Origin of the sequence: Psychrobacillus faecigallinarum (assembly GCF_014836595.1) — a bacterium.
In the GTDB taxonomy this organism is placed as follows: domain Bacteria; phylum Bacillota; class Bacilli; order Bacillales_A; family Planococcaceae; genus Psychrobacillus; species Psychrobacillus faecigallinarum.
Window position 1 is genome coordinate 211,889 of sequence record NZ_JACSQO010000001.1, and the last position, 15,398, is coordinate 227,286.

At 37.5% G+C, this 15,398-nt stretch carries 16 protein-coding genes; all 16 read right to left on the reverse strand.

The genetic code is table 11. The features are described from left to right. Positions 1-12 precede the first annotated feature (12 nt). Positions 13-1,323, reverse strand: a complete 1,311-nt coding sequence (gene trmFO / locus H9650_RS01160; protein WP_144538042.1) for an FADH(2)-oxidizing methylenetetrahydrofolate--tRNA-(uracil(54)-C(5))-methyltransferase TrmFO — start codon at positions 1,321-1,323, stop codon at positions 13-15. A gap of 15 nt (positions 1,324-1,338) precedes the next feature. Continuing rightward, positions 1,339-3,414, reverse strand: a complete 2,076-nt coding sequence (gene topA, locus H9650_RS01165; protein ID WP_144538041.1) for a type I DNA topoisomerase — start codon at positions 3,412-3,414, stop codon at positions 1,339-1,341. Positions 3,415-3,529: 115 nt separating this feature from the next. Continuing rightward, a complete protein-coding gene (gene dprA / locus H9650_RS01170; RefSeq protein ID WP_144538040.1) occupies positions 3,530-4,417 on the reverse strand; it encodes a DNA-processing protein DprA in 888 nt (295 codons plus the stop codon). Between the two features lie 103 nt (positions 4,418-4,520). Further along, entirely contained in the window at positions 4,521-5,423 is a 903-nt protein-coding gene (gene sucD, locus H9650_RS01175; protein ID WP_144538039.1) for a succinate--CoA ligase subunit alpha, read from the reverse strand. A gap of 18 nt (positions 5,424-5,441) precedes the next feature. Further along, positions 5,442-6,602, reverse strand: a complete 1,161-nt coding sequence (gene sucC / locus H9650_RS01180; protein WP_151110564.1) for an ADP-forming succinate--CoA ligase subunit beta — start codon at positions 6,600-6,602, stop codon at positions 5,442-5,444. Between the two features lie 140 nt (positions 6,603-6,742). After that, positions 6,743-7,024, reverse strand: coding sequence for an EscU/YscU/HrcU family type III secretion system export apparatus switch protein (locus H9650_RS01185; RefSeq protein ID WP_144538037.1), 282 nt, complete (start codon positions 7,022-7,024; stop codon positions 6,743-6,745). Beyond that, positions 7,021-8,856, reverse strand: coding sequence for a hypothetical protein (locus H9650_RS01190; RefSeq protein WP_191696389.1), 1,836 nt, complete (start codon positions 8,854-8,856; stop codon positions 7,021-7,023). Before H9650_RS01190 ends, H9650_RS01185 begins: the two co-directional genes overlap by 4 nt. Next, entirely contained in the window at positions 8,853-9,629 is a 777-nt protein-coding gene (locus H9650_RS01195; RefSeq protein WP_144538251.1) for a ribonuclease HII, read from the reverse strand. The genes H9650_RS01190 and H9650_RS01195 overlap by 4 nt, the downstream gene beginning before the upstream one ends. A gap of 101 nt (positions 9,630-9,730) precedes the next feature. After that, positions 9,731-10,585: a ribosome biogenesis GTPase YlqF gene (gene ylqF, locus H9650_RS01200; RefSeq protein WP_144538035.1), complete on the reverse strand. Its 855-nt coding sequence runs from the start codon at positions 10,583-10,585 to the stop codon at positions 9,731-9,733. Positions 10,586-10,666: 81 nt separating this feature from the next. After that, positions 10,667-11,230: a signal peptidase I gene (gene lepB, locus H9650_RS01205; protein WP_144538034.1), complete on the reverse strand. Its 564-nt coding sequence runs from the start codon at positions 11,228-11,230 to the stop codon at positions 10,667-10,669. 348 nt (positions 11,231-11,578) lie between these two features. Continuing rightward, a complete protein-coding gene (gene rplS / locus H9650_RS01210) occupies positions 11,579-11,923 on the reverse strand; it encodes a 50S ribosomal protein L19 (RefSeq protein ID WP_144538033.1) in 345 nt (114 codons plus the stop codon). Between the two features lie 128 nt (positions 11,924-12,051). Next, entirely contained in the window at positions 12,052-12,783 is a 732-nt protein-coding gene (gene trmD, locus H9650_RS01215; protein WP_144538250.1) for a tRNA (guanosine(37)-N1)-methyltransferase TrmD, read from the reverse strand. Further along, positions 12,783-13,298, reverse strand: a complete 516-nt coding sequence (gene rimM / locus H9650_RS01220; RefSeq protein ID WP_191696390.1) for a ribosome maturation factor RimM — start codon at positions 13,296-13,298, stop codon at positions 12,783-12,785. Before rimM ends, trmD begins: the two co-directional genes overlap by 1 nt. A 118-nt stretch (positions 13,299-13,416) precedes the next feature. Further along, the gene (locus H9650_RS01225) at positions 13,417-13,647 is read right to left on the reverse strand and encodes a KH domain-containing protein (protein WP_144538031.1); all 231 of its coding nucleotides are present in this window, start codon (positions 13,645-13,647) and stop codon (positions 13,417-13,419) included. 14 nt (positions 13,648-13,661) lie between these two features. After that, entirely contained in the window at positions 13,662-13,934 is a 273-nt protein-coding gene (gene rpsP / locus H9650_RS01230) for a 30S ribosomal protein S16 (RefSeq protein WP_053590001.1), read from the reverse strand. Between the two features lie 103 nt (positions 13,935-14,037). After that, positions 14,038-15,393 carry a signal recognition particle protein gene (gene ffh / locus H9650_RS01235; RefSeq protein WP_151110574.1) on the reverse strand — a complete coding sequence of 452 codons (1,356 nt, stop codon included), beginning with the start codon at positions 15,391-15,393 and terminating at the stop codon, positions 14,038-14,040. Between the last annotated feature and the right edge of the window lie 5 nt (positions 15,394-15,398).

Consider the following 15,398-nt stretch of genomic DNA (forward strand, 5'->3'; position numbering starts at 1 on the left):
GGCTTTTAGCAATTATATCGCTGTATTTTTCATAAAATTTTGAATTGTTGTCAACGCTCTATTTGCAAGTTGTTCAGTTCTAACTTTTTTGTCTCTAACTTTCGGTTGTAGTTCAGGAAACAAACCAAAGTTAACATTCATCGGCTGGAAATTCTTCGGGTTTGCCTCAGTGATGTAACGCGCCATGCTGCCTAGAGCCGTCTCGGCTGGGAACACAATTAGGTCTTCACCTTTTGCCAATTTCGCAGCGTTTATGCCTGCTAATAAACCACTTCCTGCAGACTCTACATAGCCTTCGACACCTGTCATTTGTCCAGCAAAGAACACATTTTGGTTGGCTTTTAGTTGGTATGTCGGCTTTAAAACATATGGCGAATTAATGAACGTATTTCGATGCATCACGCCATAACGAACGATTTCTACATTTTCAAGACCAGGAATTAACTTTAATACTTCCTTTTGAGGTCCCCATTTTAAATGTGTTTGAAACCCTACAATATTATATAGAGTCCCTGCAGCATCGTCCTGTCTAAGCTGGACTACCGCATATGGTCGTTTACCGGTTTTAGGGTCTTCAAGACCAACTGGCTTCATTGGCCCAAATAACAGCGTCTTTCTTCCTCTTGCCGCCATTACCTCTACTGGCATACAACCTTCAAAATAAATTTCTTTTTCAAATTCTTTTAAAGGAACAACCTCTGCCTCGATTAATGCGTCGTAGAAGCGGTTAAACTCCTCCTCAGTCATCGGACAGTTTAGGTAAGCTGCTTCTCCTTTGTCGTATCTAGACTTTAAGTATACCTTATCCATGTCAATACTGTCTTTTTCTACGATTGGCGCAGCAGCATCATAAAAGTAAAGATATTCTTGTCCAGTAACTTCTCTCACTTTTTCTGCTAGTGCAGGAGATGTCAAAGGACCAGTAGCTATAACTGTTATTCCTTCAGGTATTTCAGTTACCTCTTCATTTATTATTTCTATTAACGGATGGTTTCTAATTGAATCAGTTACTCTTCCCGCAAAGTCATGTCTGTCTACCGCAAGTGCGCCACCAGCCGGCACACTACTGTTATCTGCCGATGATATGATGAGGGAGTTGAGCATACGCATTTCTTCTTTAATAACGCCTACAGCATTAGTTAAATTATTTGCTCTTAATGAATTGGAACAAACCAATTCAGCAAATTTATCAGTATGATGAGCCGGTGTCTGTTTAACAGGTCGCATTTCATAGAGGCGTACCTTCACACCTCTACTAGCTATTTGCCATGCCGCCTCGCTTCCTGCTAAGCCAGCACCAATAACGTTTACTATTTCAGTCATGTCGTATCCTTCTTTCTAACTTTGCGGATCTTCTTTATAATCACACGCAACACATTGTATTTGTATTCCTTTTTTCAACTTCTTCTCTACCAGCATCTCATTACATTTTGGACATTGTCTACTTATCGGCTTATCCCATGATAAGAAATCACACGTAGGATATTGATCGCAGCCATAGAATAAGCGTTTCGTTTTACTTTTTCGTTCAACGATCTGTCCTTCTTCACACGCTGGGCACTTAACTCCAATTTCTTTAACGATAGCTTTTGTATTTCTACAATCTGGAAAATTACTACATGCCATGAATTTACCATAACGACCAAGCTTGTAAACCATAGGAGAACCGCATTCTTCACAGTCCTCACCAGTAGGCTCATCTTTAATCACTATTTTTTCCATTTCAGCTTCAGCATGCTTCAAATGTTTTTCAAATTCTACATAGAATTCGTCTATTATTTTTTTCCATTCCACTTGCCCTTCCTCTATACTATCCAAATCTTTTTCCATTTGGGCAGTAAATTTTATATCTACGATATTTGGGAAGAATTCTAATACAAGTTGATGGATGATTGTTCCTAGTTCAGTAGGAACAAATCTCTTCGTTTCTAGAGTCACATAACCTCTTTTTTGAATTGTATCTAATGTTGGAGCATATGTAGATGGTCTACCTATGCCCAGTTCTTCAAGTGTTTTAACAAGTCTTGCCTCGGAGTAACGCGGTGGAGGCTGAGTAAAATGCTGCTTAGGCTCAATTTCTATAGCGTTAACTTTATCTCCAACTTCCATAACAGGTAACAATTTATCTTTGTCATCCGTCTGGTCATCCGAGCCTTCTACATATACCTTCATAAAACCAGGAAACTTCACTTGGGAACCATTTGCTCTAAAAATAACTTCTCCATTTTTAAGGTCCACAGCAACGGTATCTAATGTTGCTGGAGCCATTTGGCTTGCTATAAATCTTTCCCAAATCAGTTTGTATAAGCGGAAAAGATCACGTGATAATATAGCCTTTAAGGACTCAGGTGTTCTTAATACACTTGTAGGTCGAACAGCCTCATGTGCATCCTGCGCTTTCTTATCTTGTTTTTCAGCTTTCTTAATCGAAAGAAACTCTGAGCCATATTCATTTTTAATAAATTCAGCAGCGTCTGTCTTAGCTGTATCTGAGATTCTAGTAGAATCCGTTCTCATATAAGTTATTAGACCGACGGTACCTTCTTTTTTACCAAGATCTATTCCTTCATATAGTTGTTGCGCAAGCATCATTGTTTTTCTTGCTCTAAAGTTTAACTTTCTTGCTGCCTCCTGCTGTAAGGAAGAAGTAGTAAATGATGGAGCTGGATTACGTTTTCTTTCTTTTTTCGTCACATTAGTGACTTCAAACTTTTTGCCCTTCATGAGTTTTAATACTGCATTAACCTCATCTTCGTTAGTAAGCTTAGCTTTCTCTTTTTCTTTTCCGAAATAAAGCGCTTCAAAGGTTTTTTTACCCTTTTCAAATTCAGCTTCGATAGACCAGTATTCCTCAGGAACAAATCGTTCTATTTCTTGTTCACGATCAATTATTAGACGCAGAGCAACTGATTGAACTCTTCCCGCCGAAAGACCCTTTTTTACTTTCTTCCATAGAATAGGGCTTATATTGTATCCAACTAAACGGTCTAAAACACGTCTTGCTTGCTGTGCATCTACCAAATCCAAATCAAGTGGTCTTGGATGTTTAAAAGATTCTAGTATAGCATCTTTTGTTATTTCATTAAATACAACTCGACAGTCTGAATCTATATCCACATTTAGAGAGTTAGCTAAATGCCAAGCAATAGCTTCCCCTTCTCTGTCGGGGTCAGCTGCGAGATAAACTTTCTTCGCTTTTTTGGCAGCATTTTTTAAATCCTGAAGGACAGGACCTTTACCGCGTATTGTAATATATTTGGGCTCATAATTATTTTCCACATCGACACCCATTTGACTTCTAGGTAAATCTCTTACATGTCCAATCGATGCTTTTACTTTATATTTTTTCCCTAGATATCGCTCAATCGTTTTTGCTTTCGCTGGCGATTCTACTATTACTAAATAATCCGACATAGATGTGCCTCCTTATAGAAGGTAACTCGCTTCAATCTGCAAAACAAATACCTGTTGCAAAATGTATAACAGTTTTCTGAGAAATGCAAGACTTTTCATTTTTAAAAAGCAAAATTTAGGTGATTTTGATCAATTCTTCTATGATTTGATGACCGTTCCAAATTGGCTTTGCGCCTTCTAAAATAAGGTGATGTGGCCCTTCTGAAAGACCTGAATCGATTGAACCCGGGATTGCGAAAATTTCTTTTCCATTTTCTAAGGCATGCTCCATTGTAGAAACTGTACCACTCTTTTTTTTCGCCTCTGTAATAACGACACCTAACGACAAACCGCTAATAATTCGATTCCTCATGGGGAAATTCCACTTTTTAGGGGTAATATATGGAGGGTATTCTGTTACTAATAAGTGATGCTTCGACATAAAATTAGCTAGTTCCTTATTATCTTTTGGATACATATTAAAAAGCCCTGTGCCTAGCACTCCTATTGTTTTGCCGCCCATTTCAATCGTTTTCCGATGAGCTATTGTGTCTGCACCGCTAGCTAGTCCACTTACTATGATAAAATCATTTTCAATTAGAGGAGGTAATATCTTCTCAATACTAGTTTCAGAATAAGAGGTTGCCTTTCTAGAGCCAATTATAGCAATCTTCCTTTTGTTTGCTAGGAAACGAATATCCCCTTGTACGTATAAAATAGCTGGAGGATCGTACAAATTTAGAAGACTTTCTGGATAAATATCATCATTGTAAATAATCGGAAGGATATTGTGCTTCTCATATGTTTCGAGGATTGGATGACGAATAAACTCTTTGTACATATTCTTCAGATGATTAGCTCGTTCTATAGTAATATTACACAATTTTGCTAGTAGGCTTGGTTGGATTTCTTCAAGTTGTGATAAATCCGGATCTTGCTTAAGAAGTGAGTATATTTTGGGAAGAGGGACTGGGAATACATAATGGAGGGCAAGTATGCGGTTTTTAAATCGAGGTACTGTCATCTATTTGCTCCTTTATAATTGGATTGTTAGGGATGATTATAACTAGCTGTTTTAATTTTTATTAAAAAGCACGGCCCATCATTGATGAGCCGCACAAATATTATTAATGTGTTTTACAAGCGTCGTAAATTCCAGCTTCTTTAATAGCTTCGATTAAAGTCTCACCGATTACAGATGGTGTAGCCGCTACTTTCATGCCAGCTGCTTCCATTGCTTTAATCTTACCTTCTGCTGTACCTTGGCCACCAGAGATAATTGCTCCAGCATGACCCATACGTTTACCTGGAGGTGCAGTTTGTCCACCGATAAATCCAACTACTGGTTTTTTCATGTTAGCTTTAATCCATTCAGCAGCCTCTTCTTCAGCAGTACCACCGATTTCTCCGATCATAACAACTGCATAAGTATCTTCATCTTCATTAAATTCTTTTAATACATCGATAAAGTTTGTGCCGTTTACTGGGTCTCCACCAATACCAACGGCAGTAGTTTGACCAATGCCTTCTTGAGTTAGTTGATGAACAGCTTCGTATGTTAAAGTACCAGAGCGTGAAACAACTCCTACATGACCTTTTGTATGAATATATCCTGGCATAATACCAATTTTACACTCATCAGCAGTGATAACACCTGGGCAGTTTGGTCCCACTAAACGTGTTTTCTTACCTTCCATATAGCGCTTCACATTTACCATGTCTAAAACTGGAATATGTTCTGTAATACAAATAGCCATATCTAGCTCAGCGTCAACAGCTTCCATAATCGCATCAGCAGCAAATGGTGCTGGTACATAAATTACAGATACATTAGCACCTGTAGCTTTTACAGCGTCAGTTACTGTATTGAATACAGGTACGCCTTCTACTTCTGTTCCACCTTTACCAGGAGTAACCCCAGCAACGATTTTTGTACCATATTCTAGCATTTGTTTTGTATGGAAAAGAGCAGTTGAGCCCGTAATTCCTTGAACAATTACTTTAGTATCTTTATTAATATATACGCTCATTTTATGTCCCTGCCTTTCTTATCCTACAAGATTAACGATTTTTTGAGCACCGTCTGCCATTGAATCTGCCGCAACAATGTTTAAGCCTGATTCATTTAATAATTTTTTACCTAAATCTACATTAGTTCCTTCTAAACGAACTACTAGTGGTACTTGAAGTCCAACTTCTTTTGCCGCGATGATAACACCCTCAGCAATAACGTCACATTTCATAATTCCACCAAAAATATTTACGAAAATACCTTTAACGTTTGGATCAGCTAAGATAATTTTGAATGCTTCAGTTACTTTCTCAGCTGTAGCACCGCCCCCAACGTCCAGGAAGTTAGCGGGTGAGCCGCCATAGTAGCTAATTGTATCCATAGTTGCCATAGCTAAACCTGCTCCGTTAACCATACATCCGATATTCCCATCTAAAGAAATATAGCTTAAGTCATATTTAGATGCTTCGATTTCTTTTGGATCCTCTTCATCGAAATCACGAAGTTCTAAAATGTCTTTATGACGGTACAATGCATTACTGTCAAAGTTAAATTTTGCGTCTAACGCTAAAACATTGTCGTCCTCAGTTACTACTAATGGGTTAATCTCAACGATAGATGCATCTTTTTCTTTGTATACTTGGTATAGACCAAGCATAAATTTAGCTGCTTTGTTCACAAGTTTCGCTGGAATATTCATGTTGAATGCCATACGACGAGCTTGGAATCCAGTTAATCCTATAACAGGATCAATTTCTTCATAAAATAATTTTTCTGGAGAATTTGCTGCTACTTCCTCGATGTCCATACCGCCCTCTTCAGAGCCCATTAATGTTACACGTGAAGTTGCACGGTCTAATACTAAGCCTACATAATATTCTTTTTTAATTTTGCTACCTTCTTCGATAAGTAGACGTTTAATCTCTTTACCTTCTGGTCCTGTTTGGTGAGTAACTAGAACTTTGCCTAAAAGTTCTTTAGCATATTCACGTACTTCGTCCAAATTTTTTGCAATTTTAACTCCACCAGCTTTACCACGTCCACCTGCGTGGATTTGCGCTTTTACAACAATAACGTCAGAGCCTAATTCTTTAGCTGCCTTCACCGCTTCTTCTGGTGAGAAAGCAACGATTCCATTAGAAACTGCTACGCCATATTGTCTAAGGAGCTGTTTACCTTGATATTCATGGATATTCATTTATACATCCTCCCTCAAACTAATGTCACTAATCTGCTACCTCTATCATTGTAATAAAGCTGTCACAACTTGTCCACAAAAGTCTAATGATTCTTAAAAACATAGAATATTCAAAATAGATGTCGAAAAAGGAAAAAATATTATACTTTGCCCTTTTCTTTATCCACCTTATATATAAATGCAAAAACTTCAGCAACTGCTTGGTATAACTCTTCTGGAATAGATTGATTAATATCTAGTTGTCCAAGGAGCTCCACTAGGCTAGCATCCTCCTGTATAGGTACTGAGTGCTCTTTAGCTTTTTCTAATATGTTCTCAGCGATCTTCCCTTTTCCCTTTGCTACAACTGTTGGAGCTTCATTGTTCCCTGGTTTATAAGTTAAAGCAACTGCTTCTTTTCTGACGAACTTCCCCTCTGTCATATTCGTATATCCACTCCTTGCTCTATAGAAGTGTTTTTTTGTTTCCATAGCGCATTAGATTTTTGTTCATCAAATGTTTTTACGAAAACTCCAGATAATTGATACCCTGTGGAAGCGAGACCATCCTTGAGTGAAGCTTTAAACTGATTAGCAATCATACCAATCGTTTGATCATCATTGAAGACATTAATAGTGACAATCTTGTTTTGAACTTGCATATCAACAACCGTTTCCTTTAGAGAGTCTAATTGAAGATAGAACATGATTCTTGCAAATTCTGAATCTATCTTCCCGTCTTCCTTCATTCTTCCATTCCATTCTAATGTCGCATCCATTCGTTTGCCTAAAAATTCTAACGGAATTTGCATTAGTAACTGATGCTGTGGACCATTTTCTCCAGAAAGGAGCTGCAAGCCATTCATTCTTCCAAGAATTGATTCTGCTCCTTCTCTAATGACATTAGGTAAATTAGACATTTGCAGTAGCTCAACAAGTTGTGGCTTTAACTGGTTTGCTAGTTGTCTAACATTTTCTTTTTCACTTCCAAGACTCCCCTCATAGCTAAAGCCAAGAGATTTTAATACTTCTTTCATCGCGTGTTCAAAAGCCTTGCCATCTAATTGACTTAGCACTGCTTGCTCTGCATGATTTCTCTGAGTAGCAAAGGATAAGTCCTTACTTAATAGGCTTACTTGGTCTAAGGATTGGTTAATCATTTCATTTGAAGAACCTTTTCCTAACAAAGAAACTAAGTGATCTTTAGGCGTAAACCCATTTAAGTCCCTCATAAAAATAGCTTGTTGACTTTGCTCTGAAAAAACTTTTACCAAGGATTGTGCTACAACATTCGGACTAACTTCCCCATTTTTCAAGGTTGCTAAAATTTGATCCTTTTGTGTTGCTGTAAGCAAAGGCTGAGCTTGAATCCATTGACGCACTTGCTCTATAGCCCCACCTCTATTTTCTATATTAGGTTGTATTAATTTACTAACTATTTCACCCGCTGTTTGTGTTAGTGCCTGCTTGCTTGAAGTTGGCACAGGATTATTTAATGTAGCTTCTGAAGGTAAAATAGCAGCATTTTTCAACTGTTGTAATATTGGTAGTCGGGTGCTTGTAGGAAGCTGTAAATTTTGAAGTATTTCCAGCTGTTTACCTAAAATAGCACCTGCCACGGGCATGTTAAAAGGTTCTCCTACCTTCTGTAGACTTTGAAGAATAAGTGTTTTAGAGGAGGGAGAGAGTATTTGATCCTGTTGTAATACATTTTTCATGTTAGCAATTAAGGAAGAAAAACCATCAGTAGATTTCCCACTCAATATTGTTTCAAACATATTTGATGTCAAAGGAACCTTCAAGTCTATCATTTTTTGAATTGCTTCCAATCCTTCTCTTACAGAAATATTGGCAGGAAGTTGCTTGATCAGCTGTTCTGCCTGTAATAGCAATTCCTTGGAAATAGGAATTTGTTCTTTTATAAAAAACTGAACAATTGCTTGTAGTTCACTAGACTTGTTCAGGTTCATCGCCTGTAGCAGTTGCTGTGCCTGTTGCACTGCTGTGTTTCCGCCTAAGGGACCTGCGACTACTTTCAACTGTACTTCAGGTTCGGATTTAGTTACTTGAAAAAAGTGAGCATCTCCTGCCTTCAAAGGAGTCTCTAGCTTAGCAATAATCTTTTGATTACCTATTTGAACTTCTGCTGTTTGATTTGGGAAAAGCTTCTTAATAGTACCATGTACTACTTGTCCATCTTTCATAGTCATTGGCATTTTCGAAGAAATGGCGTTTGGCATATGCGCTTGAATAGATGAAAAAGAGGATCCAGTCATAGTTTCACCTCGCTCAATAAAGTTTTAATCGGTTCAAAAGTTTTACGGTGGTGCACGGTTGGACCATGCTGCATAATCATTTCAATATGTTCTTTCGTTCCATAACCAGCATGCTTGTTAAATAGATAGACAGGAAACTTTTCATGAAGTTCGTCCATATATTCATCTCTTGCCGTCTTGGCAAGAATGGAAGCCGCTGCAATCGCTAAGCTTTGTGCATCGCCTTTAATTATGGAATGATTCTCTATTTCTATTGGCAACTTCATAGCATCTACTAATACAACAGCAGGTTGTTTTTTTAGGTTATAGACAGCTTCAACCATCGATTGCTTCGTTGCTTCATAAATATTTAACTCATCAATTTTTTCAACAGGTTGAAAATGTACATAATAGCTTATAGCATTTTCTTTAATCTTCATAGCTAGTTCGTTTCTTTTAACCCTAGAAACCTGCTTAGAGTCATTTAGGCCAATTAAGCTATCTGTATTGTCGTTTAAAATCACAGCGGCAGTGACAACTGGGCCCGCTAATGGCCCTCTGCCTGCCTCATCTACTCCTGCAATGAGTCCACTTTGGTTAATGTCAAAACTCTTATCAAACATTACTTTCTCTATATGCGCTTCTCTTTCTAGTTGCTGAATTAGCTGTTTTCTTTTCCAGCTTCCTAATAACTTCTGCGCCCCTGCCCTTGGATCCTGTTCTAATTCTTTCATCCACGATTCTGTACCATCTGCAAAGTTTAATTTTTCTTTTAATTCCTGTAAACGTAGCATTTTATTCACTTCATCTTTCTTTCAATTTATATATGTATCGGCTAAAAATATTATAAATCGAGAAAACCCTCTTTACCAAAAGGTAAAAAGGGTAAAATTTTTCACTCATATTCATTTACAAAGTCAAAAGTTAGCTTTCCTAATTGCTGATTTCTAATATCACGAACAATTAACTCAGCAACCTGATCGTAGTCAACCTCTCCACCGGGTCCATAGCATCTTCTTAGCTTCCCGATATGATCAAAGGTTTCCACTAGGTCTTCACTCACTGTTGTAACTTTATATCGTTCTTCCATTCTTCTCGGATAATGGCTCTCCAAAAAGCGCAGTCCATATATCGCCAAGTCTTCCATATTTATGACCGCATCCTTGATAGCGCCAGTAAGAGCTAACTTGTAACCTATTTCTTGGTCTTCAAATTTCGGCCATAAAATACCCGGAGTATCCAGCAGCTCTATTTCCTTCTCAACCTTAATCCATTGCTGTCTTTTTGTTACACCTGGAGTATTTCCAGTTTTAGCAATGTTCTTTTTAGCGAATCGATTAATCAATGTGGATTTCCCTACGTTCGGAATACCCACTATCATGGCTCTAATAGCTCTCGGTTTAATCCCACGCTCTTTCATACGGTCCCATTTAGGCTTTAAAAGCTCTTTAGAGGCCTTAAAAACAGTTTGTAGACCTTTTCCTTCTAAAGAGTTTATCGCTACTGTAGGATGCCCTTTTGATTCAAAATACGCTATCCATTTTTTTGTTTGAGTATCGTCTGCCATATCCATTTTGTTTAAAATAAGTAGCCTTGTCTTTTGATGGACTACCTCGTCTAACATTGGATTTCTTGAAGACAAAGGCAAACGTGCATCAATTAATTCAAATATAATATCTACTAGCTTTAGGTTTTCGGTAACTTCTCTTCTCGCTTTGGCCATATGACCTGGAAACCATTGTATCGTCATATCGCACCTCCTTCTTGAAGCACTCAGCTAATTCGTCAAAATAGCCGGAAGAGGTAATTACCTCCTTACTTTCGTAAATGCTTATTTAACAAAGCCAACCTCACCAATTGGCCAAAAAACAAAGTTTGTTTTTCCTATAATTTCATCAATTTCAATTAAACCAATCATTCGACTATCTTTACTATATCTGCGGTTGTCTCCCATTACGAAAACATAACCTTCCGGAATTTCTTTATCCCCAGTTATACTTTCAAGAGTAAAGTCATCGGTTAGTGTTCCCTCAGTTATATCATCCTTATACTGGTCTAAATAGGGTTCAGATACTTCTTTACCATTAATGTAAAGTTGGTCATTTTTGTATTCAACATGATCACCAGGTAGTCCAATTACACGTTTAATATAATTTTTCTGCTCAGGAGCATGAAATACAACAATGTCAAATCGTTTTGGCTCACCAACTATATAACCAATTTTGTTAACTAGCATACTATCCCCGTTTTCTAAGGTCGGCATCATTGATTCTCCGTCCACAATTATAGGGGTAAACAAAAAGAGGCGAATTATTGCCGCTAGTCCAAAAGCAATTAAAAGTGCTTTTGACCATTCCCATAACTCATTCTTCTTTTCTTTTTGTGCTTGTCTCATTCATTTGCCCCCTTTATATACTCTTTATATTGTACAAGGAAAATGTTAGAGAGGCAAAAAGATTTCCATCGACAATAATAAATTCTCATAAATTTAATGCTTAAGTCATTTTAAATTTAGAACTATGTACTCCATTATTGTAATTACAACAAACAGAGGTAAATGAATGCGTTTTTTGACATAGTTTTAAAAGCTATTTAATTATATATGCCCTAAAACGCAAGAATTATATATTAGATTAATAAAACACCTAGACTATAAATTCCTAAAAGTAAAAAATGTTGTAGCAAAAGTGAGTTCACTTCCACTACAACATTTACATTAGGCATTTCTGCCTTACTTACACTATTAGCGACGCTCTTTAATACGAGCAGCTTTACCGCGTAGTTCACGTAGGTAGTACAATTTAGCACGACGAACTTTACCACGACGAATAACTTCTAAGTTTGCAATTTTTGGTGTGTGTACTGGGAAAGTACGTTCTACACCAACACCGGAAGAGATTTTACGAACTGTAAAAGTTTCGCTAATTCCGCCTCCACGACGTTTGATTACAACACCTTCGTACATTTGGATACGTTCGCGAGTTCCCTCAACAACCTTAACGTGTACTCGTACTGTGTCACCAGGACGGAAAGTTGGAAGATCCGTACGTAATTGTTCTTTTGTGATTTCTGAAATAATGTTTTGCATCATTTTCTCTCCTTATATAGAATGCTCTTACACACATTACCTGTTGCAGCGGAACACCCAAAATCAGTACTTTACATAAAAGCACATAGTAAAATATATCATACCTACTAGCAATATGCAATCATAATTTATAACCCTTTGATAGATTGAAGCATTTGTTTTTCTGCTTCAGTTAAATCAGCATTCTCTAGTAGATCATTTCTTCTATCGAACGTCCGTTTTAAGGACTGATCTCTTCTCCATTTATCTATAGCAGCATGATTACCTGACAATAAAACATCAGGTACCTTATATCCACGATATTCTACTGGACGTGTATAATGAGGATGCTCAAGAAGTCCGGTCGAGAAAGAGTCCTGTTCATGAGATGCAGCCTTACCGAGAACATTTGGCAGTAATCTCACAACGCTATCCACTACTGTCATTGCTGCTAATTCTCCACCTGTCAAAACAAAATCGCCAATCGAAATTTCGTCTGTCACTAAATGCTCTCTGATACGCTCATCATATCCTTCATAATGACCGCATATAAAAACAAGCTCCTCTTCCTTCGCTAATTCCTCTGCTTTTTGCTGGTTAAAACGCTCTCCTTGGGGACATAGCAATATAATTCTTCTTTTCCCATTAGTACTTGGAGGAAGAGCTTCTACTGCATTAAAAATAGGCTCTGGCTTTAATACCATACCTGCTCCACCACCATAAGGATAATCATCCACCTGATGATGTTTGTTTCCTGAATACTCTCTGAAATTTACTACATCAATAGATACTTCATTCTTCTCTTGCGCTTTTTTCAAAATAGATGAGTTAAATACACCTGTAAACATTTCTGGAAATAGCGAAAGAATATGAATTTTCATCATGATAATAAACCTTCTAGCACTTCAATCGTGATTTCCTTCTTGTCCACATCTATTTTCTTCACTACATCCTCAATGTAAGGGATGTAGTGCGCCTTTCCTTTAGAAGGTTGCACTGTCCAAACGTCGTTCGCACCCGTTTGTAGAATTTCAGTAACTGTTCCGATTGTTTCTCCTTCAGTAGAAATAACTGTACAGTCAATAATTTCGTGGTAGTAATATTCATTTTCGTCTAACTCTGTCAGATATTTCTCTGATACTTTCAATGTCGCATCACGGAAAGCTTCCACATCCTTAAGCAATGTATAACCTTCAAAAGTTAGCAAATCAAAGTTTTTATGCTTTCTGTGACTTGTAATCTTTACGATAATCGGCTTAGAGCCATCTGTCTTAAAAAGTCCAAGTTCATTTCCTACCTGATAACGCTCGTCCGGAAAGTCTGTAGTAGAAATGACACGTACCTCTCCCCAAATCCCATGGGTATTGACGATTTTTCCAACATTGTACCATTCCATATAATATATTTCCTCCTATCAAAAAAGGAAGAACAAATTGTTCTCCCTCTTCTTAATATTACATTTACCTAAAGCAAAATATATTCGCTAGTGGTATTAGCTTCATTATAAAATGAAGTTAATCTAATATGTCGACATATGTTTTCTTTTGGTGACTGCCTGCTGCTGAGTAAACAATAGTACGAATAGATTTAGCTACTCTTCCTTGTTTGCCAATTACTTTTCCCATATCTTCAGGATGTACAGAAAGTTTGTAAACTATACGGTTTGCACTTTCTTCCTTTTCCACCTGAACTTTGTCCGGATAATCAACTAATGGTTTAACGATTGCTTCGATCAGCTGCTTCACAATGTCCCCTCCGATTATTTGCCGAGTTTTGCGTTATGGAATTTTTCCATAATACCTTGTTCAGAGAACAAGTTACGTACTGTATCAGATGGTTTTGCACCATCTTGAAGCCATTTTAACGCTAATTCTTCGTTAATTTTAACTTCTGCTGGTTTAGTAAGTGGGTTGTAAGTACCTACTGTTTCAATTTGACGACCGTCACGTGGTGAGCGAGAGTCTGCTACTACAATACGATAGAAAGGAGATTTTTTTGCTCCCATACGTTTTAAACGAATTTTAACTGCCATTTTTATTGCACCTCCGAATAGTTTCACACAAGATAGTATATTATCAAGGTTTTAATTGTTTGTAAAGTGTTTTTTCTTAACACCTTATTTTTTTCTAGGAAATTTACTTGAAAAGAGAGTCAAAACCAGGCATTTTCATCTTTTTCTTTCCTTTTTGTTGCATATTAGTCATTTGCTTCATCATTTTTTTCATGTCTTCAAATTGCTTCAAAAGTCTGTTAATATCTTGAATTGTTGTTCCAGACCCTTTAGCAATTCTTTTCTTTCTTGGTCCATTAATAATCTCAGGATTCGTCTTCTCTTGCGTAGTCATAGAGTATATAATCGCTTCTACACGATCCATTTGCTTCTCATCGACCTTTGCATTTTCCAACCCTTTAATTTTATTTGCTCCTGGAAGCATTTTTAAAATTTCATCTAGTGGACCCATTTGTTTAACTTGGCTAAGCTGCTCTAAAAAGTCATCGAATGTAAAAGACTGCGTACGGAATTTTTCTTCCAATTCCTTCGCCTTTTCTTCATCCACATTCGCTTGTGCTTTTTCAATTAGAGACATCATATCGCCCATGCCTAAAATCCGAGAAGCCATGCGCTCTGGATGGAACGGCTCCAGAGCATCCATTTTTTCTCCCATTCCGACGAATTTAATCGGTTTTTGAGTGATTGAACGTATGGAAAGAGCTGCTCCGCCTCGAGTATCCCCATCTAACTTTGTAAGAACTACCCCAGTTATTCCAATCGATTCATTGAAATTATTAGCTACATTGACTGCATCCTGCCCTGTCATTGCATCTACTACTAAGAATACTTCATCTGGTTCTTTTAAGGCGCGAATATCTTTAAGCTCTTGCATTAAAGTCTCATCAATATGAAGGCGACCAGCCGTATCGACGATCACAACGTCATAATGCTCCTCTTTTGCATGCTCCAGACCCTTTTTAACTATTTCTACTGGTGAAATATCAGTACCAAGTTGAAAAACAGGTAAAGAAAGCTGTTTTCCAATTGTTTCAAGCTGCTTAACAGCAGCAGGACGATAAATATCCGCAGCAATCAATAAAGGTTTTTTATTGTATTTTTTACGAAGTACGTTGGCTAGCTTACCTGTAGTAGTTGTTTTACCGGCACCTTGAAGCCCCACCATCATAATCACAGTTGGTGGTCTAGAAGAGAAAGCTATTTGACTTTGTTCTCCACCCATCAACTGGGTCAATTCGTCTTTTACAATTTTAATGACCTGTTGACCTGGAGTTAGACTTTTCATAACCTCTTGACCAACAGCTCGTTCTGAAACATTTTTGACGAACTCTTTTACTACCTTTAAGTTAACGTCCGCTTCCAATAACGCATAGCGAACCTCACGCATCATCTCTTTGACATCAGCCTCAGAAATTTTGCCTTTTCCTTTGATTTTCTGAATCGTCCCTTGAAGACGCTCAGCTAATCCTTCAAATGCCATGCAAG